Origin of the sequence: Roseibium sp. (assembly GCF_965276855.1) — a bacterium.
GTDB lineage: Bacteria > Pseudomonadota > Alphaproteobacteria > Rhizobiales > Stappiaceae > Roseibium.
Window position 1 is genome coordinate 2,902,382 of the sequence record NZ_OZ255700.1, and the last position, 20,864, is coordinate 2,923,245.

General features: G+C 56.5%; 14 protein-coding genes and 1 tRNA gene. 4 read left to right on the top strand and 11 right to left on the bottom strand.

Features of this window, described 5'->3' with window-relative positions; genetic code table 11:
• Window positions 1-7 precede the first annotated feature (7 nt).
• The 4 genes from ACQY4Z_RS13380 to ACQY4Z_RS13395 form a co-directional block, all read right to left on the bottom strand.
• The gene (locus tag ACQY4Z_RS13380; protein ID WP_428522013.1) at window positions 8-1,819 is read right to left on the bottom strand and encodes a putative Na+/H+ antiporter; all 1,812 of its coding nucleotides are present in this window, start codon (window positions 1,817-1,819) and stop codon (window positions 8-10) included.
• Entirely contained in the window at window positions 1,820-2,872 is a 1,053-nt protein-coding gene (locus ACQY4Z_RS13385; protein WP_428522015.1) for a DUF2955 domain-containing protein, read from the bottom strand.
• Between the two features lie 25 nt (window positions 2,873-2,897).
• Complete coding sequence (locus tag ACQY4Z_RS13390) at window positions 2,898-4,010, bottom strand: HlyD family secretion protein (protein ID WP_428522017.1); 1,113 nt, start codon at window positions 4,008-4,010, stop codon at window positions 2,898-2,900.
• Window positions 4,011-4,615: 605 nt separating this feature from the next.
• A tRNA-Arg gene (locus tag ACQY4Z_RS13395) sits at window positions 4,616-4,692 on the bottom strand.
• A gap of 269 nt (window positions 4,693-4,961) precedes the next feature.
• Between ACQY4Z_RS13395 and ACQY4Z_RS13400 the strand changes: the two genes are divergently transcribed.
• Together ACQY4Z_RS13400 and ACQY4Z_RS13405 are read left to right on the top strand one after the other, a co-directional pair.
• Window positions 4,962-5,753: a hypothetical protein gene (locus ACQY4Z_RS13400; protein WP_428522019.1), complete on the top strand. Its 792-nt coding sequence runs from the start codon at window positions 4,962-4,964 to the stop codon at window positions 5,751-5,753.
• Window positions 5,754-5,826: 73 nt separating this feature from the next.
• Window positions 5,827-7,254, top strand: coding sequence for a M48 family metalloprotease (locus ACQY4Z_RS13405; protein WP_428522021.1), 1,428 nt, complete (start codon window positions 5,827-5,829; stop codon window positions 7,252-7,254).
• Window positions 7,255-7,304: 50 nt separating this feature from the next.
• Here the strand turns inward: ACQY4Z_RS13405 and ACQY4Z_RS13410 are convergent, their stop codons facing one another.
• From ACQY4Z_RS13410 to ACQY4Z_RS13430, 5 genes are all read right to left on the bottom strand, one after another.
• Window positions 7,305-8,180: an RNA polymerase factor sigma-32 gene (locus tag ACQY4Z_RS13410; RefSeq protein WP_166672828.1), complete on the bottom strand. Its 876-nt coding sequence runs from the start codon at window positions 8,178-8,180 to the stop codon at window positions 7,305-7,307.
• 262 nt (window positions 8,181-8,442) lie between these two features.
• Window positions 8,443-9,042 (bottom strand): CarD family transcriptional regulator, encoded by a 600-nt coding sequence (locus ACQY4Z_RS13415; protein ID WP_428522023.1) that lies wholly within the window; start codon window positions 9,040-9,042, stop codon window positions 8,443-8,445.
• 454 nt (window positions 9,043-9,496) lie between these two features.
• The gene (fdxA, locus tag ACQY4Z_RS13420; protein ID WP_428522025.1) at window positions 9,497-9,829 is read right to left on the bottom strand and encodes a ferredoxin FdxA; all 333 of its coding nucleotides are present in this window, start codon (window positions 9,827-9,829) and stop codon (window positions 9,497-9,499) included.
• A gap of 227 nt (window positions 9,830-10,056) precedes the next feature.
• On the bottom strand, window positions 10,057-10,428 hold the full coding sequence (locus ACQY4Z_RS13425; protein WP_428529550.1) for an RNA-binding S4 domain-containing protein: 372 nt from the start codon (window positions 10,426-10,428) through the stop codon (window positions 10,057-10,059).
• Window positions 10,429-10,475: 47 nt separating this feature from the next.
• Window positions 10,476-13,532: a helicase-related protein gene (locus tag ACQY4Z_RS13430; protein WP_428529552.1), complete on the bottom strand. Its 3,057-nt coding sequence runs from the start codon at window positions 13,530-13,532 to the stop codon at window positions 10,476-10,478.
• 824 nt (window positions 13,533-14,356) lie between these two features.
• On the opposite strand from ACQY4Z_RS13430, the gene pyc reads away from it, so the two are divergent.
• The gene (pyc, locus tag ACQY4Z_RS13435) at window positions 14,357-17,797 is read left to right on the top strand and encodes a pyruvate carboxylase (RefSeq protein WP_428522027.1); all 3,441 of its coding nucleotides are present in this window, start codon (window positions 14,357-14,359) and stop codon (window positions 17,795-17,797) included.
• Between the two features lie 54 nt (window positions 17,798-17,851).
• Here the strand turns inward: pyc and ACQY4Z_RS13440 are convergent, their stop codons facing one another.
• Window positions 17,852-18,607, bottom strand: a complete 756-nt coding sequence (locus tag ACQY4Z_RS13440; RefSeq protein ID WP_428522029.1) for a glutamine amidotransferase — start codon at window positions 18,605-18,607, stop codon at window positions 17,852-17,854.
• Between the two features lie 93 nt (window positions 18,608-18,700).
• Window positions 18,701-19,174, bottom strand: coding sequence for a TerB family tellurite resistance protein (locus ACQY4Z_RS13445; RefSeq protein WP_428522031.1), 474 nt, complete (start codon window positions 19,172-19,174; stop codon window positions 18,701-18,703).
• 352 nt (window positions 19,175-19,526) lie between these two features.
• Here ACQY4Z_RS13445 and ACQY4Z_RS13450 point away from each other — a divergent pair, with 352 nt between their 5' ends.
• A complete protein-coding gene (locus ACQY4Z_RS13450; protein ID WP_428522033.1) occupies window positions 19,527-20,789 on the top strand; it encodes an imelysin family protein in 1,263 nt (420 codons plus the stop codon).
• Window positions 20,790-20,864: the final 75 nt, after the last annotated feature.

Consider the following 20,864-nt stretch of genomic DNA (forward strand, 5'->3'; position numbering starts at 1 on the left):
CATGGATCTAGAGCAGAGCAAGGCAAAGCCAACAAATCAGGGTTGGTCCGATTGCTGCCTTGAGCAGCCCAAGCGGGGAAACGGCGCCTCCAAAATAACCTTTGAGCAGGGACTGGCCAGCCGGATTGGGGGCGTTGGCAATCACCGTCAGCCCGCCTCCTGCGACCGCGCCCGCAACGACAGCGTATTTGAGATCGTCGGTGAAACCGGGCACAAGCGTGCTCAGATACGTGATGGCGGCGTTGTCGTTAAATGCCGTCAAGACCGTCGCGCCAACCATGAGCGGCACCTCGCTCAAACTTCCGAGTACGGGGGCGATCCACCATCCCTGCACCCCGCCATGGATCACCAGTCCAGCCAGAAAAAAGCCGACCAGGAGCGGGGCCTGAAGCTGGATGCGGTTCTGATATTGAGCCGTGACCTGGGCAAAGCCGAGAAAGAACAACAGCCCCAAAACAAACAAGGAGGCATGGTGGGCGTTAAAAATGGTCCAGGCCATGAACACGACATGAACGAGTGTCACCCACAGTGGCACTGCGTCTTCCCGCTTGTCCCAGTCCGGATCTTCAAACGGGGCACGCTGGTCCTCCGGTAAGGCTCCGGGTATCGACTTGCGGACCCGGTGGAGAACGACTTCATCAAACCGCTTGTCGAGTGCTTCCCTGATCAGCTCCTGATCGACCCCCTCGGATCTCAAGGACGGCAACACCTGTGCCTCAATCCGGTCCTTGACGCCCGCGAAAAACGCCCGGATCTTGGCCTCCAGAGCCGCACCGGTGTTTTGGACAGCATCCACCTCGTCTGCGGCCGTCCTGTACTCCTGCTCCATGAGGTCGCGTGGCACAAATCGGCGACTGATATCGTCTTTCAGGGCCTGAAGGGCGAACTTATCCTGAAGGGCAGTGAGTTCTTGCCGGAACAAGAGAAAGTAAGCCGCGTTGCTGAGAACGATGCCAATGATCGCCTTCCAGCCGAACGTCGTGATCATGAAGTTGAAATCCCAACCCCACGGCCCGGCCACCATCAAGATGGGCGGGGCTGCAAAATGCGTGAGCGTGCCGCCAATCGAGACATTGACAAACAACAACCCGAGCGTTGCGTATTTGAATGCGGCTGAAGGCTCCAGATCGTAGAACTTTTGTGCCAGCAGCACCGCGGTGATGGTCATTGCGGCAGGCTCGGTGATGACGGAGCCGAGAAGCGGTCCAATGGTCATCGCGGTCACCCAGAATGCCCCAAGAGTGCCGCCCAAGAACCTGGAGACCGCCAACATCAGGCTTTCTGCAAGTTTCAGAATTGGACGTGTTGACGCAAGCACCATGATAACGATGACGAATGCGGCTTCGGTCAGATTGACACCCTGATCAATATAAGAAACCGCAGTCGACCAATCATAGAAGGAGACAATGGCGATCAAGAGAGGGACCGTCCAAAGGCCGAAGACAACCTCTATCTCTCCCAGGAAATGAAACACGCCAGCCAGAATGTCGGAAGACGTCTCCCTGGCCTCTCCGCGTTTGATTCTTTCCTGGTGAGCATGGGCGCGGGCATGCGCCAGATCGAGAAACTTGCCGGCAAGAAATGTGTGAATGATTGCGGCAAAGAAGATCAGTGTTGCAATGAGATTAAACGGGGCCATTGCGATCCGGTTCGCAAGGATGGCACCAATGCTTTCAAGCTCGGCATCTCCATAACTTTCAAAGCTGGGCGGAAAATCCAGATCTCCGGCCGGTGCCGCAGCAAAAGAGGGTTCCGTCAGGATGGGCAGGAGACAAAACACACCCGCCAGCAGAACGCCGATCCACACAAAATTACGCATTCACTGTCCCGCCACCTTCATGAAAGGGTCTTTGGTCCTCAGCTTCGTCAGAGCGTGCTCAACAAGGTCGAGGAAATTGTAGGCAAAGACGACATAAAGCGTGGCCAACAGGATCATCCCGCCGCGGTCGATCAGCTTTCCGGTCGTCGTTACATCTTCACTTGCCAGCGCCGATCCGAGCAGCAGCAAAAGCGCGCTCAGGCCGGACCACCAGATCTGCCGGTGTCTTCCACCCTTCAATATTTGCGCGCCGAAGATGACACAGAGGGTCATGATCATGAGGCCAAGAAACGGCAGAAACGGCGCGGCTACCAGCAGCTCGTAGCACAGCAGCATCGTCGCACCTCCCAGAAGGACGTTGCCGATCAAGGACGTGATCCCCTGGGCTGCGCCACCTTGGCTGTTCATGCCCGTTGCGAACAAGACTGCGAAAATGAGTGTCAGCGCATTGGTCCATTCAAATACCAAAAAGGCCACGAACAAAGGCATGGCCACCCATGTCAGCCGCGCGGACAATCCGAGCGCGATCGCGAGTGGGATTGTTTTTGCAGATGGTGCCGTTGGGACGCTGCGAACGGGAAATAGCGCAAAGCTGACCCAGCTTATCATCATCGCCACACCCAAATCCACGACGATCCCGAGCGCGACACCAGCGGCAACATCTGGATGGACTCGCACAAGAACGGGCATGAGGAGACACCCGAGCAGTGCGCCGGTGATGCCGATAAAATGCGCACCTGACATCAGCAGATAGAGATACAGCCGGAACAGCAACAGGCCGAATGCAAGAATGAATATAATGGGGTAGGGTGTCAGACCTGTTGCAATCAGGTATCCGGCAAGGATGCTCATGACGGCCGTCACAAGCACCTTACCGGCGGTGCGCAACGCCAAGGGGGCCGGGTCGAGCAGCAAGAGGGCCGTGAGGACCGGGGTCACATAGGCCAATGGCCAGGCCAAAAGCTGTGCGATGAGGAACGCGCAGGAGACGCCGCAGGCAAACCGCAGCACCCGTTTCAGATCAATATCCTGTATCCCCGATGTCCCGGCCATGCTGCCCTGATGTGTGAATCATGCCTTAGTAAAGGTAAGAGAAAAACGACACGAGACGTATCCAGATTCCGCCAAGCGTGTTCCAAAGCGAATTGGATCCCGTGTAAACAATCACATCGACCTGGGAATTGAAGCGCACCCCGTTTTTGTCTTCCAGAGAGTAGGTGACATCGCTTGGGCCGATCAGCACCGGAAACCTTTGCGGATCCCGTAGCCACGCCGTGCTTTGTTGCGCCGTTGTGAGCGTTCCAGGCGCGTCTTCCGTGCCCGTGGCCACGCCCACAGGAAGAGACGTCACCTCGCCCTTGAATATCCGGCCCGGGTAGGCGTCAAAAGCAAGATCCACCTTGTCGCCCACTTTCATGTTTCCGAGATTGTTCTCAGTGAAATAGGCTTCGACCCATCCTTCTTCTGCGCTGATAAATGTCAGAAGTGGCTGTCCGGCGGTCGCATATGTGCCGACATCAATGTCGATGTTGGCGACATGTCCACGGCTTGGGGCGGACAAGACTGTTCTGGCCAGATCGAGCTGTGCTGTTTCCAGACTGGCGAGCGCCGCTCGGACTTTCGGGTTGTCTTCTCCAAGTGCGCCAAGTTGCTCTTTGCTGCGTTCAAGGTCCGCTGCGGCCTGGGCCACCAAAGCCTCTGACGTTGCGACCCTTGAGCGTGCTTCGTCGCCTTTTGCCTTTGCGTAGATCCCCTTTTTTTCCAGCGCAAAGACGCGCTCGGCCTGAACACGTGCCTCATCGAGTTCGGCTTGCGCCTTGACGAGAGACGCGGTCGCTCCTGCGACCGAGGCCGTATTTGCGCCCACCGATTGCCCCGCTTCCTCCAACGCGGCTTCTGCCGCACGTACGGCGACCTCAAACCGTTTCGGGTCCAACTGGAACAGCGGTTGCCCGGCTTCGACCAATTGATTCTGATCCACGTTGACACGACTGACATAGCCGGACACGTCGGGCGACAGGGCAACGACAAACGCCTGAACACGCCCGGCTGCCGTGTAAGGCGTTAGCCGGTCCGCCACCAGATACCAAGCAAATAGAAGCGCCATGAGGGCTAAGAGGATCAACGTGAGCCTGCGGACACGCCGTTGCGGATCGGTCTCCGCAGATGGTGCGGCTGTTTCTTCAGCCATTTTGGGCTCCTGTTAGCAAAGAAAATCTGGCAGGAGCATTCCTTAAGTTGGTAAAAAAGAAAAGATGGTGGGGGCAATGTCGCTTAAAATGCCAGTGTAGCTTTTGTTGGCGGTTGATACGTTTGATGATCATAGGCGTGGTTTAAAGTGACCAGTCGGGCGGCATCTGATGACGTTTTTAGTGTCGGCTAGTTAAACCATCCATCTAACGAAGGTGATCTACTTCTAGCGCGGGTCCTTTCAGAGCATTTGACGTCCTACGGGGTTATTCGCGACCGTGGGACTCAAAGGCACGCGGTGTTTTTGAAAACGTGTCATCTTCATGTTCATCATTATGTTTCGCCGTAGGATGGGCGCGCGGATGACGGCTGATGACAAGCGTTGACGGTGTCAGAGCTATTCGGATGTAGTTGGAATTTCGAAGCAAAGACAGCTTTTGACGGCTCTGACGGGCTTTTTCATTTTCTGAAAACTAGGGAAGGAAGACCGAGTAGCGGCATCGGATGCGTGTTCTGAACGGCTGCGGTCTGCTTACCCTGTGCTTACCAGAGCGCGGTTTTGGAGTGAAAAATTCACTGATGCATGCTATAAGTCATTGAAATAATTGGTGACCCCGACAGGATTCGAACCTGTGACCCTCAGATTAGGAATCTGATGCTCTATCCTGCTGAGCTACGGGGCCTATCGCTTGCTCGAGTATCATGAATTGTCCGGGATGGCGAGTGTTATGGCAGGTGGGTTCGGATCGGCAGATATTTCTACAGGAAATCCGTGTCTGTCTTAGGTGCGCCGTATTTCCCGCTTAGCCCGAAGGAAGGGCTCATCGGTAAGGAGCGCTATCAGAGTTTTCTGCCTATTTTCCAGGTCAGAAAACACGAGCGCGGAACTTAAGGGAACAAGGGAGGGCGTACCGTCGTGGCTTGCTGGCAACGACAATTGTGGACGGGTGCCGTGGTTGCCGCGTTCTCTGTCTTCCTTGCCACCAGCGCTCATGCCGAGCTTGGCTCCTGTGTCTCAGAAAACGTCGTGCCTGTCCCGGTCGTTGAGACCGTAGAAACTGGTGTATTTTCAGATGCTGCCGGGCAGCACTACTACGCCAGTGAAGTCTTGCTTGTTTTGGCGGGCGGGCATCAAAGTGTCGGACCGACCGCCAATGAGGCCAACTTTCAGGCATTGCCGATTGGTCCTAAAAACCGCTGGCAAATGACACCTGCGATGATCGTGAGGAATGCGAACTCAGCTCCGACGTTGTTTCAAAAAGAACTTCTGGCCGCGGGCGAGGCGATTTTCATGCCGCAAGCCTCCGGTGGTGCGTGTGCAAAACTTCTTCGCGAGAGTGAACAAGCTGCGCGCCGTGCCGGGCATGGTCTGTGGGGGCAGAACCGTGCTGCGCCGGTATACTGGACGGGCAATCCGGATCTGCTGCTGGAAGCAGCCGGAGACTATGTGATTGTCCAAGGCCGTATTGTTTCCCTTGGAAAAACCCGGCGCACCCGCTATCTGAATTTTGGAAGGTACTGGAAAACGGATTTCACCGTGACGATCGCGCGCAGCGAAGAGGACGCGATTGCCACGCATCTGTCTGAGATCGGATTGTCATTTGAGGACCTTGCTCAGAAGGCTGTCGAAATTCGCGGTGTTTTGGATGTGAAAGATGGGCCGCTCATGGCGTGGGATCATCCAGAGCAGCTGATTGTTGTCGAGCAAAAAAGGGCAGGTCGTGACGGCCAAAACCGGGACTGAAAACTTGGCTGATATACCAGCTTCTGTTCCAATGGGCAGCAGGCTTGGTAAGCGTTTGAAGGCGCGTTTGCGGATGGCTATCCTCGCCGGCGCAGCCCTTGCGCTTGCCGGATGCCAATTGCTTGGCGATGGAACATCGGTTGGAACTGTCGCGCCTGGCACTCTTCGCCCAAGCCTTGCAGCAGACATCGGGGCGCGGGAACACCCGCGGGTCGTGGCGACCTATGGCGGGGTCTACGAAGACCCCGGCGCTGAGCGCGCTGTTGCCAGCGTGGTTGGCCGTCTGGTTGCTGCTTCGCAGGATCCGTCGCAAAGCTACAAAATCACCATTTTGAACTCCCCGGCGATCAACGCCTTTGCGCTGCCGGGCGGATACCTTTATGTCACGCGCGGGCTCTTGGCCTTGGCCAATGACACGTCCGAAATGGCTGCGGTGCTGGCTCACGAAATGGCGCACGTGACCGCCAATCACGCCATCAAACGCCAGCAACGGGCAGAAGCGCGGGAACTTGCAGATCAAATCTTGACCGATGTGGTCCAAGATACGGAAGTGGCGCGCAAGGCCATTGTCTCCTCCCAACTGTCCTTCGCGCGTTTCAGCCAGGTCCAGGAGCTTGAGGCGGACGCTATTGGTGTCAAAACTCTGGCGAAAGCCGGGTTTGATCCTTACGCGGCGGCCCGCTTTCTGCGGTCCATGGCTAAATTTGCGCAATACCAAACGGCTGGAAAAGAAGGCAGTTCAGCACCCGATTTCCTATCTTCGCACCCGTCTACGCCCGAGCGGCTTCAGATCGCGGTGCGTTCTGCGCGCCAAATCGGGGCTCCTGGTATTGGTGAGCGGGATCGGACCCGGTACCTCAGCCAGATCGACGGCATGTTGTATGGAGATGACCCCCTTGAGGGGTTTGTGCGTGGAAGGTCCTTCCTGCACAAGGCGCTTGGCATAGGTTTCACGGTGCCGTCCGGATATATCCTGGAGAACTCGCCGGAAGCTGTCCTTGCAAGCAACGGGTCCGGTACGGCGATTCGTTTCGATGGAGCTGACGTCAGCACTTATTCCAGTCTTGCCGATTACATGACGTCCGGCTGGATCAATGGACTGTTGCCGCAAAGTGTGCGCGAAACAACAATCGGTGGTCTGCCGGCCGTGACAGGCGCTGCCATCACCCAAGGTTGGTCCTTCCGGATAGCTGTTGTCCGGATCGGCAAGACCGGATACCGGTTCATCTTTGCAAGCCGGTCTCCGTCGGATCAGTTTGACCAGGATTTCCGGAGAACGATTGAGAGCTTTCGACAATTAACGCCGACAGAACGTGCGCGCCTGCGATCTCTCAGGATCAAGGTGGTGACCACTCAGGCGGGCGATACGCCGCGGAAGCTCGCCGTAGGCATGAGCGGGGTCGAGCCGTCCCGGCGCCTGGAATTCTTCTCAATTCTGAATGATCTGAGCCCGAACGAGCCAATTCCGGCAGGGACTTCGGTCAAGTTGGTTGTGGACTGACCAGCTAGAAAAACATGATTAAAAAGCCCGGGCGATGACCCGGGCTTGTCTTACATCGAAATGGCGTAAACCGACTTGTCCGGTTGGTTTGCCAGCAGTGCAGACTTCAGCTTCTGAAGTGCACGGCTTTCGATCTGGCGCACGCGTTCCTTGGAAATGCCGAGTTTTTTGCCGAGCGACTCAAGTGTCGCACCGTCTTCAGACAAGCGCCGTTCGCGGACAATCTTGAGTTCCCGCTCGCTCAAGACGTCCAGCGCAGATGCGAGCCATGTGTTGCGCCGTTCTGCGTCGATGTTCTCTGTGACGATCTCATCCGGTTGCGGGGCATCAGAAACGAGGAAATCCTGACGGTCGGCGCTGGACCCTTCTGTGTCTGTTACCGGTGCGTTCAGCGACGTGTCGGGTCCGGACAAACGCGCATTCATAACAGCGACATCAGATTGCTTCACGCCAATGGCGTCTGCGATCTTTTGATGCAGCTCGCTGTCTGTCAGAGGTGTCTGATTGTTGGACAGCTTTGCGCGCAATCGGCGGAGGTTGAAGAACAACGCCTTTTGAGAAGAGGACGTGCCGCCCCGGACGATGGACCAGTTTCGAAGAATATAGTCTTGGATTGAGGCTCGGATCCACCACGTGGCGTATGTCGAAAAGCGAACCTCACGTTCCGGTTCGAACCTCGCTGCGGCCTCTAGTAGCCCTACGTGACCTTCCTGGATCAGGTCACCGAGGTTCAGGCCGAAGTTCTTGAACCGCGAGGCAACGGCAATGACCAAGCGCATATGGGACAGAGAAAGTTTCTCCAGAGCCTTTTCGTCTTTGTTGTCCCGCCACTGAATGGCGAGCTCCAGCTCCTCCTCGCGGGTCAAATACGGCGCTTTCATCGCCGCTTTCACCAAATGCCTTCTTTCACTCATAGACGTGGACATATGTAGCACTCCAGGCGTGACGTTAGTGATACTACGGACCCAAAGTCAGAATAGATCACTTCGAAAACGCACGGACGCACGAATACGCACAATGTCGTGACAGAAAGGTAGAGATTTGCTGCCGCCTAGATCAGCGGGCGTGAAAGCGTTTCGTCATAACGCCCGCTGATCTCGAAGAGGGTTGCTCGCCGTTGGTTATAAGAAAAAGGCCCGGATTTCTCCGGGCCTCTTCGCAAATGAAGGATCAGCGATCAGCAGCCTTTCAGGCGGCTTCTTCAGTGTCGTCGCCGTCTTCGTCATCTTCTGCCGCGGCGGCAGCTGCGGCGGCTGCTTTAATGCGGCTTGGTGACTTCGCGAGGTTTTGCTCGATTTCCTTGATTGCTTCGGTTTCCGAGCATTTGTTCACTGCGGCAATTTCGCGCGCCATACGATCCAGGGCAGCTTCGTAAAGCTGGCGTTCGGAGTAGGACTGCTCCGGCTGGCTCTCGGAGCGGAAAAGGTCCCGGACGACTTCCGAAATTGCAATCAGATCGCCGGAGTTGATTTTCGCTTCGTATTCCTGGGCACGGCGGCTCCACATTGTCCGCTTGATACGCGGACGTCCCTGGACTGTTTCGAGTGCCTTCTTGACAGCAGCCGGGTCGCCGAGCTTCCGCATTCCCACAGATGCGATTTTCGCGACCGGGACGCGAAGTGTCATCTTATCCTGTTCAAAAACGATGACGAGCAACTCCAAAGAGTGACCTGCTACGTTTTGTTCTTCAATGGCGGTAATCTGGCCCACGCCGTGAGCCGGGTAAACGATGTACTCGCCAGTCTTGAAACCTTGACGCTGCGCGGTCTTTTTGGTGTTTGTTGCCATACTCGTAGTTTCTCCTGCGCAGTTAGCGGTCTGTTGCAGACCAGAAATAGACCGCTGAAACGGTCCTTGTTTGTGCGGCACGCAATCGGTTTGACGTCCAAATCTTGGAACGCCTGTTGATATGCGGCGTGTCGGGCTGGTCAGTCGTCGAATTCCACTCTAGAACCTTGCTTGGATACATAAGCTGTCGGGATCACTCGCAGCCCGGAAGATCAAGATCACGGGACACGTAAGCACGACTCCGTTTTTGGGGTTATTCTCGTGGTTGGCGACTATCGAAACAACGTAACATACTCTTGTGGAAAATTAAAGAGGAACTCTTTCGCGGGCGCGAAACAGCATTAAGGCCCGAGCGAAGGTTCCGCTCAGGCAGCTGTAATCAATAGTATTTCGAATTTATCTCAGGTTGCGGAAATCGAAATTTACGAATTTATCGCAACTTCAGATAAGCGAATCATGCCGGCGGATTTGGAGAAAAGTACTTCTCCAGTTTGTTCTCCTGCCCATCAAATTTATCTGCATCGGGCAATGGATCTTTCTTTTCCGTAATGTTCGGCCATTTTTCCGAATATTCGGCGTTGATTTCGATCCACTTCTCGAGACCTGGTTCCGTATCCGGAAGAATTGCTTCAGCCGGACATTCCGGCTCGCAAACACCGCAGTCGATGCATTCGTCCGGGTTGATGACGAGGAAATTTTCGCCTTCATAGAAACAATCAACTGGACACACCTCAACGCAGTCGGTGTATTTGCACTTGATGCAGTTGTCTGTGACGACGTAGGTCATCGCAATCCTCTTTAGTCAGAGCATCGGGTACGAAAGCTGTAACCGGATGCAGTCATCTGGCGTCGGTTTGATGCGCAGGCTCTGACCTCTGCTGCCTTTATTATTGCAGTTGGGTATCGCTTTTGCGAGGCGGGTGCAAGCGTTCAACAGGTCGCATCGCAGCTCTGTTTGAGAAAGCTATTTCCTTTTTTTCAAGATTCATAAAACGGATCAGGCTCATAGAGCTTTTAGCGTTCATCCTCTTGCCTGAAAGCATCCATTTTGCGCCGGTCACGTTTTGTTGGGCGCCCGCTGCCGGGCTCCCGCTGACCGGGGGGCGGAGGTGGGGCTTCGGCCTTTGGCGGCGGTGGCGGAGACAGGTCTTCGTAGAGTTTTTTTGCTTCTTCGTAAGGTCCGCGCCGAGAGCCAAGTGCAACCACTTTCAAAACAAGAATGCGGCGTTCCAAGGCAATGGTTAAAACGTCGCCAGTTTTGATGGTCTTGCTGGCGGAGGAAATCTTGTCCTTGTTGATCCGGACATGTCCGCCTGCAGCGAGTTTCTGCGCAAGGGAACGGGATTTTGTGACCCTGGCGTACCAGAGCCACTTGTCGACACGCAGGCTGCCCTGATTTGAGGCGGCAGCCGACTTTTGTTCGTCGCCCGGAATTACTTCTTATCCTTGTCGCCCATGTTCTCCTTCAGCGCCATCAAGGCTGCAAAAGGCGAGTTCGGGTCAATCGGCTTGTCTTTCGGTGCTTTGTCGCGGCGGTTGCTCCCATCAAAGGACTTCTGACCTGCGCGCCCCTTGTTCGGGCCACTTTTGCCAGGTTTGCCGTGGCGACGTTCACCAGGAGCGCCTTTGGGACCTTGCTGCTTGCGATTGTCACCGCCCCGGCGTTGGTCCTGACGGCCGCGCGGGCGGCGGTCGTGACGGCCTGGGCGCCAGATTTCGATGGTAACAGTTTCCATTTCCGGTTCGCTGGCCGGTGTTGGTTCTGCCGTCTGGGCATCCTCGGTTTCTGGAGTTGGTGCCTCTGCGGACGTTTCAGCGTCGGCAGTCGCAGGCGCTTCTTCGGCAGCTTGTTCTACTGCAGAAGTGTCAGAGGCTTCAGCTGTTTCCGTTGCGGCAGCTTCGGTCTCAGCACTTTCGGCAGGCGCCTCTTCCTCAGTCGCAGGTGTGTCCTCAACTGCAGCGGGTTCGGCTGTGTTTGGCGTCACTTCTGTCGCGTCGGTTTTTGGTGCTGCCGGACGCTGCACTTCCTTGGTCTCAAGACGGTAGCCGAGGGACTTCAGAACAGCGGAAAAATCTTCGCCTGCGCAGCCCAGCAAAGACGTCATGGCAACCGTCACGGTAAAGCCGCCACCGGTTTCGATTGCCCCTTCTGGCGGAGCGACTTCGCTGTCGAGCGGTTTCCAGGCAATCAGCGGCCGAATGAGATCGGCAAGACGCTCCAGAATGTCAACGCGTACGGCCCGCGGGCCGCACACGCGGAACCCGACAACCTTGTAAAGTGCCGGTTGGATCTCCGGATTGACCGGTATGGATGTGCGGCCTGAGGCGGACAATTGCGGCAGTTCTTCCATGCCGTTCATGTCCAACTCGCCGTGCTTCAGCGCCCAAAGCTGGGCCAGCAACTGGCTTGGAGCCGGTTTCAGAAGTGCCGGAACAAAAATCGTGTAAGCGCCGAAGCGGACACCGTGCTTGCGCAAGGATGCGCGCATATCCTGGTCCAGCTGACGGATTTCATCGGATGCTTCCTGACGTTCCAGGATGCCGAGGCCTTCGACGATCCGGAATGCAATGCCGCGCGCGAGGCCCTCGAGCCCTTCACCGGATTTCAGGTCCATCAGCGGTTTCAAAAGAGTATCAACCTGGGCCTTGACCCAAAGATCAAGACGGTTCTGCACGGTGTCGCGCGCTGGACCGGTCAGGTGCTCGTCGGCCAAAAGCAGAGCTGCCGGGGCCAGAACGTCGTCGGTCGGGGACAGTTTTGCCACCGGTTCACCGCGCCAGCGGATGGCGCCATCCGATGTCAGGACAAAATCACTGTTCTCTGATTTGCCAAGCTTTTCCGCACGGGATTCGATTTCCGTGGTCAGGGCTTTTTGTGCGGCAGCACGGACCGTTTTTCCGTCCGGGCCTTCGGCCGCCGCATCAGGGGCAAACCGGAAGCCAAGCAGATTCCCGATGTGCTGACCTTCGACGAGCACATCCCCACTCGATGTAATTTCCGCTTCCAGCATTGCGTTCTCTCTCAAACGTCGCATCAATACACTTGTCCGCCGATCCACGAACCGCTGTGTCAGCCGGTCGTGAAGGGCGTCAGATAGTTTGTCTTCTATGCCGCGGGTCACGTCCTGCCAATGGGCCGGATCGGCCAGCCAGTTAGGGCGGTTCGCGACATATGTCCAGGTCCGGATGTGAGCGATCCGGTTCGCGAGTGTGTCGATATCACCATCTACACGGTCTGCGAAGGCTAATTGACGGGCGAACCAGTCATCTTCAATCGCATTGTGGCGCATCAGGTGATTGTAAATGGTTGCCAGAAGGTCCCCATGATTGGCTGGGGCTATCTTCCGGTAATCGGGGACCTGACACACATCCCATAGCAGTTCTACTGATTTTGCGCCCTTTGCCATGTCAGAAATTGCGCTATCGCGCAATAAATGTTCAAGCGCCGTGATGTCGTCGCCTGTAGGCGCGCGGGCCAAACCCTCTTCCCGAGGCGGCAAATCAAGGCTGCGGCGCAATGCATTGGTGGATGAAAAATCCAAAGCACTGTTGCGCCATTGCAGCACTTTCAGGCTGTCAAAATGGTGGCTTTCGATCTGTTCGATCAAATCATCGTCCAGCGGATCGACGCGGCCGGTGACCCCGAAGGTGCCGTCTTTAGTGTGGCGTCCGGCCCGTCCGGCGATCTGACCCATCTCCGAAGGCGTCAGTTGGCGGTACTGATACCCGTCATATTTCCGGTTGCCGGCAAAGGCGATGTGATGGACATCCAGATTAAGGCCCATGCCGATTGCGTCAGTGGCTACCAGATGATCGACATCGCCGTTCTGGAACAGGTCGACCTGGGCATTCCGGGTTCTTGGGCTCAGCGAGCCAAGGACCACCGCCGCCCCGCCCCGCTGGCGGCGCAAGAGTTCGGCGATCGAGTAAACCTCATCGGATGAAAATGCGACGATGGCTGACCGTGCAGGCAGGCGGGAGACCTTTTTCGAACCAGCATAAGAGAGGATCGACATGCGCGGACGGGTGACGACATTCAGGCCCGGGATCAGCTTTTCAAGAAGCGGGCGTGCTGTGGCAGACCCCAAAAGGAGTGTTTCAGAGCGGCCGCGCAAGTTCAGGATCCTGTCCGTGAAGACGTGGCCGCGGTCGAGATTTCCGGCCAGCTGCACTTCGTCGATGGCGACAAACTCGGTGTTCAGATCGAGCGGCATGGCCTCAACCGTGGACACCCAGAACCGCGGCTGTTTCGGAATGATCTTCTCTTCGCCGGTGATCAAGGCAACGGCGTCAGTCCCGGCGCGTTCAGCAATCCGTCCATAAACCTCCCGTGCCAAGAGCCGCAACGGCAGCCCGATCAAGCCCGACGGCTGCGCCAGCATGCGCTCGATCGCAAGGTGCGTCTTGCCGGTGTTGGTTGGCCCGAGCACGGCCGTAACCGTGCGTGAGCGGGCGCTCGGCGGTAATTGCAGGGTTTGGGGGCGGGACATAGAGGTGATGCGGTCAGAAATCTCAGTGTTTGGCGCGCCGTTCCGGCGGCCTGCTCTCCCAAGGCACGTGCCCTGAACTCGGATGCGCGTGTCTAGCATAGGCGTTGTGGCTCTGTCCTGCCCTTTTTCGACGCGCTCTCGCTATTCCTTTGTTGGATCAATGTGTATCCAGAAAGTTGTGGAGAACGACTCTGGAACAAACCGAAACCGAATCGCGGACTCTTGGGGATTCAGGATTTGTTCCCTACGAAATGTGGATTTGAATCCATCTTTTAGTACGAAATGCTGAGTCTGGTCAGGGATTTGCGCCAAATCACCCTGAGGCTGAAGTTCAGGGCAAAAAACCTGTCAATCTCCAAATCAAAAAAAGATTCGTTTTTCGGGCATGCTGCGCCTTTCGCCATTAACCATGGACACATGCAGAACGAATCGCTGACGAATCGGTGTTTTGATCATGTTTTTGATTTGTTCCTACCCGATCTGGTAGGTTGTCTTCTCGAAAGACCAATTGGGCGCCTAAAAAATTTCCCGTGTGTTTACGATTTTCCGCGTCGGTGACGGGAGAGTGTTTCAGATTGGGGCGTGGTTTGGCGTTCGCACTGCGAAGTGAAACGGGCCGACAGCAGAAAAATCTCCCATAAGTGCTCATCCCCTGGCGTAGGATTTGTGCCCATTTTTCCAAGGTTTATCGCCGTCAGAGCAAAAATATTTCACTTTCTGGAAAAAGGACAAGCATGCTGCCCCTTTTCAATTGGCTTCGACGTAAGTAGAAATCTTGCCGAAATGTGCCTTGCATGTTGCGGATTATTAGGGGGAGTGGGCGTTTGGCGATAAGAAAAATTCTCGTTGCGAACCGGTCTGAAATTGCAATCCGGGTTTTCCGGGCTGCCAACGAACTCGGTCTGAAGACCGTTGCGATCTATGCCGAGCAAGACAAACTGGCTCTGCATCGGTTCAAGGCTGATGAGGCGTATCAGGTCGGCAAGGGGCTTGGCCCGATCGAGGCCTATTTGTCCATCGACGAGATTATTCGTGTTGCCAAACATTCCAACGCTGATGCCATCCACCCGGGCTACGGCCTGTTATCGGAAAGCCCGGAATTCGTGGACGCCTGCGAAACGGCCGGGATCACCTTTATCGGACCGAAATCCGAGACAATGCGCCGTTTGGGCAACAAGGTGGCCGCACGGAACCTGGCAATTGAGGCTGGCGTACCCGTCATGCCGGCAACGGACCCGCTTCCTGATGATCTGAATGAGATCAAGAAGCAGGCTCTGGAGATCGGCTACCCGGTGATGTTGAAAGCGTCCTGGGGCGGCGGTGGCCGTGGCATGCGGGTCATTCCGGATGAAGCGACCCTTGAAAAGGAAGTGCTGGCTGCCAAGCGGGAAGCCAAGGCCGCCTTCGGCAAGGACGAGATTTATCTGGAGAAACTGGTTCAACGGGCGCGCCACGTCGAAGTCCAGATCCTTGGGGACGGTGAAACCGTTGTCCATCTCTTCGAGCGGGATTGCTCGATCCAGCGGCGCCACCAAAAGGTGGTCGAGCGGGCCCCGGCACCTTATCTCGATGAGGCCAAGCGCGCCGAGCTTTGCGAGTACGGTCTGAAAATCGGTCGGGCGGTGAACTATCGCGGCGCGGGCACTGTCGAGTTCTTGATGGATGCAGACACGGGCGCGATTTACTTCATCGAGGTCAACCCTCGGGTCCAGGTCGAGCACACGGTGACCGAAGAAGTCACCGGCATCGATATCGTCCAGGCACAGATCCACATCGCAGATGGAGAAAAGATCGGAACGCCGGAAAGCGGTGTGCCGGCGCAGGAGAACATCCGCCTTAACGGTCATGCGCTGCAATGCCGGATCACCACGGAAGATCCGGAGCAGAATTTCATTCCGGATTATGGCCGCATCACCGCGTATCGCGGCGCGACCGGTTTCGGTATTCGTCTCGATGGCGGGACCGCCTATTCAGGGGCGGTGATCACCCGGTTCTATGATCCGCTTCTTGAAAAAGTGACGGCCTGGGCGCCGACGGCCGAAGATGCGCGCAAACGCATGGACCGCGCCTTGCGCGAGTTCCGGATCCGCGGAGTTGCGACCAATCTGGTGTTTTTGGAAAACATCATCGATCATGCCGATTTCCGCGCCCAGACCTATACCACCCGCTTCATCGACGACACGCCCGCGCTGTTTGAACAGACAAAACGCCAGGATCGTGCAACCAAGCTGCTCACCTATATCGCCGATGTCTCGGTGAACGGGCATCCGGAAACCAAAGACCGGGTCCGTCCGCCGAAGGATGCTGCTGCGCCGGTCGTGCCGGATTTCGGTGATGAGAAACCGAAGGGAACGCGGCAGCTTCTGGATGAGCTCGGTCCGAAAGGTTTCGCTGACTGGATGAAGTCGGAAAAAAGAGCGCTTCTCACCGACACGACCATGCGTGACGGCCACCAGTCTTTGCTGGCGACCCGCATGCGCTCCCACGACATCGTCAACATCGCAGATGCTTATGCGACCGGTCTGCCGACGCTCTTTTCCCTGGAATGCTGGGGCGGTGCCACATTCGACGTGTCTATGCGTTTCTTGACGGAAAGCCCCTGGGAGCGGCTGCATCAGATCCGCGAGCGTGCGCCGAATATCCTGCTTCAGATGCTGTTGCGGGGCTCGAACGGGGTTGGTTACACCAACTATCCGGACAATGTGGTCAAGTTCTTCGTCCATCAGGCGGCCGAAAACGGCGTGGATCTTTTCCGCGTCTTTGACTGTCTGAACTGGGTTGAGAATATGCGCGTTTCCATGGATGCGGTCCAGGAAACCGGCAAACTCTGCGAGGGTGTGCTCTGCTACACCGGCGACATGCTGGATAGTGCGCGCCCGAAGTATGATCTGAAATACTACATCAATCTGGCCAAGGAACTGGAGGCAGCCGGTGCCCATATCCTTGGCATCAAGGACATGGCAGGGTTGTTGAAGCCGCAGGCTGCCAAGATCCTGGTGAAAGCACTGAAAGAAGAGGTCGGCCTGCCGATCCACTTCCACACCCATGACACCTCCGGCATTGCGGCCTCCACCATTTTGGCAGCCGTCGAAGCCGGGGTCGATGCAGTCGATGCGGCCATGGATGCCTTGTCCGGTCTGACGTCGCAGCCGTGCCTTGGATCTATTGTCGAGGCGCTGCGGGGCACGGACCGGGATACCGGACTTGATGCAGCGACAATCCGCCAGATTTCCTTCTATTGGGAAGCTGTTCGCGCGCAATACAGGGCCTTTGAGAGCGACCTTCGCTCAGGAGCCTCAGAGGTTTATTTGCACGAAATGCCGGGCGGCCAGTTCACCAACCTGAAGGAACAGGCGCGGTCCCTCGGTCTTGAAACCCGTTGGCACGAAGTTGCTCAGGCTTATGCCGATGCCAACCAGATGTTTGGCGACATCGTCAAAGTGACGCCGTCCTCCAAGGTGGTTGGCGATATGGCGCTGATGATGGTGAGTCAGGGTCTGAGCGTTGCCGATGTCGAAGATCCTGCCAAGGACGTTGCCTTCCCGGACAGCGTCGTGAAGATGCTGCACGGTGACCTCGGTCAGTCTCCTGGCGGATGGCCACAAGCGCTCCAGGACAAGGCGCTTAAAGGCGAAAAGCCGATTACGGTGCGGCCGGGCTCGTTGCTGGATGATTCAGACCTTGAAGCGGAACGGGCCGCTGCCGCTGCCGCGACGGGTCATGACATCGATGACGCTGAGCTCGCGTCCTATCTGATGTACCCGAAGGTCTTCACCGATTTCGACAAGGCGCAGCAGCAATATGGACCAACCTCCGTGCTGCCGACGCCGGTCTATTTCTACGGTCTCGAAGCAGGCGACGAGATTTTTGTTGACCTGGAACCCGGCAAGACACTCGTGGTGCGCTGTCAGGCGATTGGCGAAACCGATGAGAAGGGCGAGAAGAAGGTTTTCTTCGAGCTCAACGGTCAGCCGCGCAACGTCAAGGTTCCGGACCGGGCGCATGGTGCTGTCGGCGCCGCCGCCATGAGGAAGGCGGAAGACGGCAATGCGGCCCATGTTGGCGCGCCAATGCCGGGCGTTATCTCCACGGTTGCGATTGCTGCCGGACAGGAGGTCAAGGCCGGTGATGTGCTCGTCTCGATCGAAGCCATGAAGATGGAAACCGCCCTTCACGCCGAGCGCGACGGCAAGGTCTCCGAAGTGCTGGTAAGTCCGGGCGCCCAGATCGACGCCAAGGATCTTCTGGTGGTCTTCGAGGCATAAATAAAGGGCCGCGCAAGCGGCCCTTTTACTACACTAAGCGATGCAAAGAGCGGCTTACTCGGCTGCTTTCAAGCGGTTGTGCTGAACAGGGGCTTCGGCGGTGCCGATCCAAAGGTCCAGAAATCGGTCCAGCCAGGCACGAACCGCGGTGTCGTAGACGAACCGCCCGGCAAAATGATCGCGGCGCTGCTGCGCGCCGGGCAGTTCCATCCGCGGGGCACCCTTGGTGGTCCATTTCACCATCATCTGGTGGGTGAGTTCCGGGTGGAACTGGATCCCGTAAGCTGCCGGTCCAACGCGAATGGCCTGGTTGGGGTAGGTTGGGCTGGTTGCCAGCAAGTCCGCGCCCGACGGCAGATCGAACCCTTCCCGGTGCCACTGGTACACTTTCTTGGGCCAATCCATCAGGTCTTTGCCCGCATTGGTTGGTTTCAGCGGGTAATAGCCGATTTCGACCAGTTCATCCCTGTGGCCGGAAACTGTGCCGCCAAGCTGCTTCACCATCATCTGCGCCCCAAGGCAAATGCCGAGAAACGGCGCTTGTTCCTGGAGTGGCACCTTGATCCAGTCGATTTCCTTGTGAACGAAGCCGTCCGGGTCGTTGGCGCTCATCGGGCCGCCAAAGATAACGGCACCGGCATGGCCGCTCATGGTGTCCGGCAGGCTGTCACCGAAGCGGGGTTTGCGAATGTCGAGTGCAAAGCCGCGTTTCACCAGCTCGTGCCCCACCCGTCCGGGCGAGGAATGCTCCTGGTGAAGAACAATGAGCACTTTGGGGCGATACGTTCCGTGGTTCGAAGAAAAATCCATAGATCCAATATTAGCGAGCGGCTTGAAAAAATCGAGTCTCTTGCGCGGGTTGGTTGCGTCTCAATTGTGATAAAGCCTCAAGATTTCTGAGCATCAAGCCTCATCGGCTTCCGGCGCGGTTTTGGCCACCTTGTGGCGCAGTGTCATGCGGTCCCGGGACGAAACCCCCAACAGCTCGGCAACGCGCCAAATGGTGTTGTCTTCAAATTCATGAACATGACCGTCCGCATAAACGATTTCCCACATCATTTCGATAATGGCGAGGCGTTCTGCTTCGTCTGTCGTGCGTTTCAAAACGGACGTGAAGCCGTAAAGATCGACCGCCTCTTCATCGCGCTGTTTGGCCGCTGCGATTAACTCACTGGTCTCTTCGTCCGTGAGTTCGTAGCGCACCTGCAGGATATGCCGAAGTTTTTCGCTTTCGCTGTCTTCGATGATGCCGTCGATATCAACCAGGTGAAACAGCAGTGCAGCGGCTGCCAGCCGCTTGTCGTCCTCGGCGAATGTTTTCTTGCCACTGTCTCCGAATGTGATCTCCCGGACGAAGCTTTTCAGCGCGTTCAGCATACGGTCAGTCCCTATTGTTTGGCCGAAGGGTCAGCCATTTGGCAGTGCACTTAGGTGTACTACGTAGTCTCGAACTCTTCTCTTGCCCATTTAGGCTCATTCCATGTTTAGCATCAAACAGTTGGGAAGCGGTTTAAAACTTTTGAATAGTGCAGAAAAGTGGGTTTTGACCTTCAACTTTTTTGGAATCATTCTAATCAATTGATTTTTCTCAAGTTTATAACTTGACTTTTTTATTCATGAAATGTTTTTCACTGTCCGAGCGGCGCAGGATTGCGCTGCGGATTTTTCAAAAAAGCATGCAGATCGGGTCTCCGGCCGGCTGCATTGCCCCGGATTTAGGAACACTCCAATGAAATCCTTCACGCGCGCGCTTCTTGCGGCAACAACCCTTCTGGCAACGCCTGCAATGGCCGCAGCGCCTGCCGATGTTCTCGGCACATACAGCGATATTGCCTTTGCCAAGTATTCCGATTCTCTTGAAACAGCGAAAACGCTCCAGAGCGCAATCGACAAGCTGATTGCCGAACCGACCGACGCCAATCTAGCTGCGGCGCGCAAAGCGTGGATCGAGGCCCGTAACCCGTATCAACAGACAGAGGCCTACCGCTTCGGCAATGCCATTGTCGATGATTGGGAAGGCAAGGTGAACGCCTGGCCGCTGGATGAGGGACTGATCGATTATGTCGACGTTTCCTATGGCGAAGATTCCGAAGAGAACGCGTTTTATGCAGCCAACGTAATCGCCAATCCGACCCTGAAAGTCGGGGGTGAGACCATCGATGCCAGCGTGATCACGCCGGCTCTTCTGGCCGAATCCCTGCAGGAAGCAGGCGAAGTTGAAGCCAACGTGGCCACCGGTTACCACGCAATCGAATTCCTGCTTTGGGGACAAGATCTCAACGGTACGGATGCGGGTGCCGGCAATCGTCCGGCCAGTGATTTCGATGCAGCCAACTGCACGGGTGGCAATTGCGAGCGCCGGGCGCAATACCTCAAAGCTGCCACGGATCTTCTGATTACAGATCTTGAGGAAATGGTTGCTGCCTGGGCACCGGGCGGAGCTGCGCGCGAAGAACTGGGCGGCAAGGGGGAAGCCGGCGGTCTGGCGACCATCCTGACCGGAATGGGCTCTCTTTCTTATGGCGAGCTGGCGGGTGAGCGGATGAAGCTTGGCCTCATGCTTCATGATCCGGAGGAGGAGCATGATTGCTTCTCAGACAACACGCACATGTCTCACTACAACGATGTTGTCGGCATCCGGAACGTCTATTTCGGTGAGTACAAGAGCCCGCTCGGCAACGATGTGAAGGGCGCATCCCTTGCAGAGATGGTCGCCGCGAAAGATCCGGCTCTGGCCGAAGAAATGCAAACCAAGCTGGATGCCACGCTGGCCGCATTCGAGGCGATGAAAGCGCGCGCCGAAGCCGGTGAAGCGTATGACCAGATGATCGGCGAAGGCAACGACGAGGGCAACGCTGTTGTTCAGGCTGCTGTTGATGCGCTGGTTGACCAGACCACGTCGATCGAGCGTGTCGTCAAAACGCTTGAGCTCGACGAGATTGCTTTCGAAGGCTCCGACAGCCTTGACAATCCGTCCGCTGTTTTTGAGTAAGACCCATGTGGCGGGTGGCTCTGCTACCCGCCATTATTCCCCGCCGGAATTGGGGCTCGGGCGGGCGTAAATCAG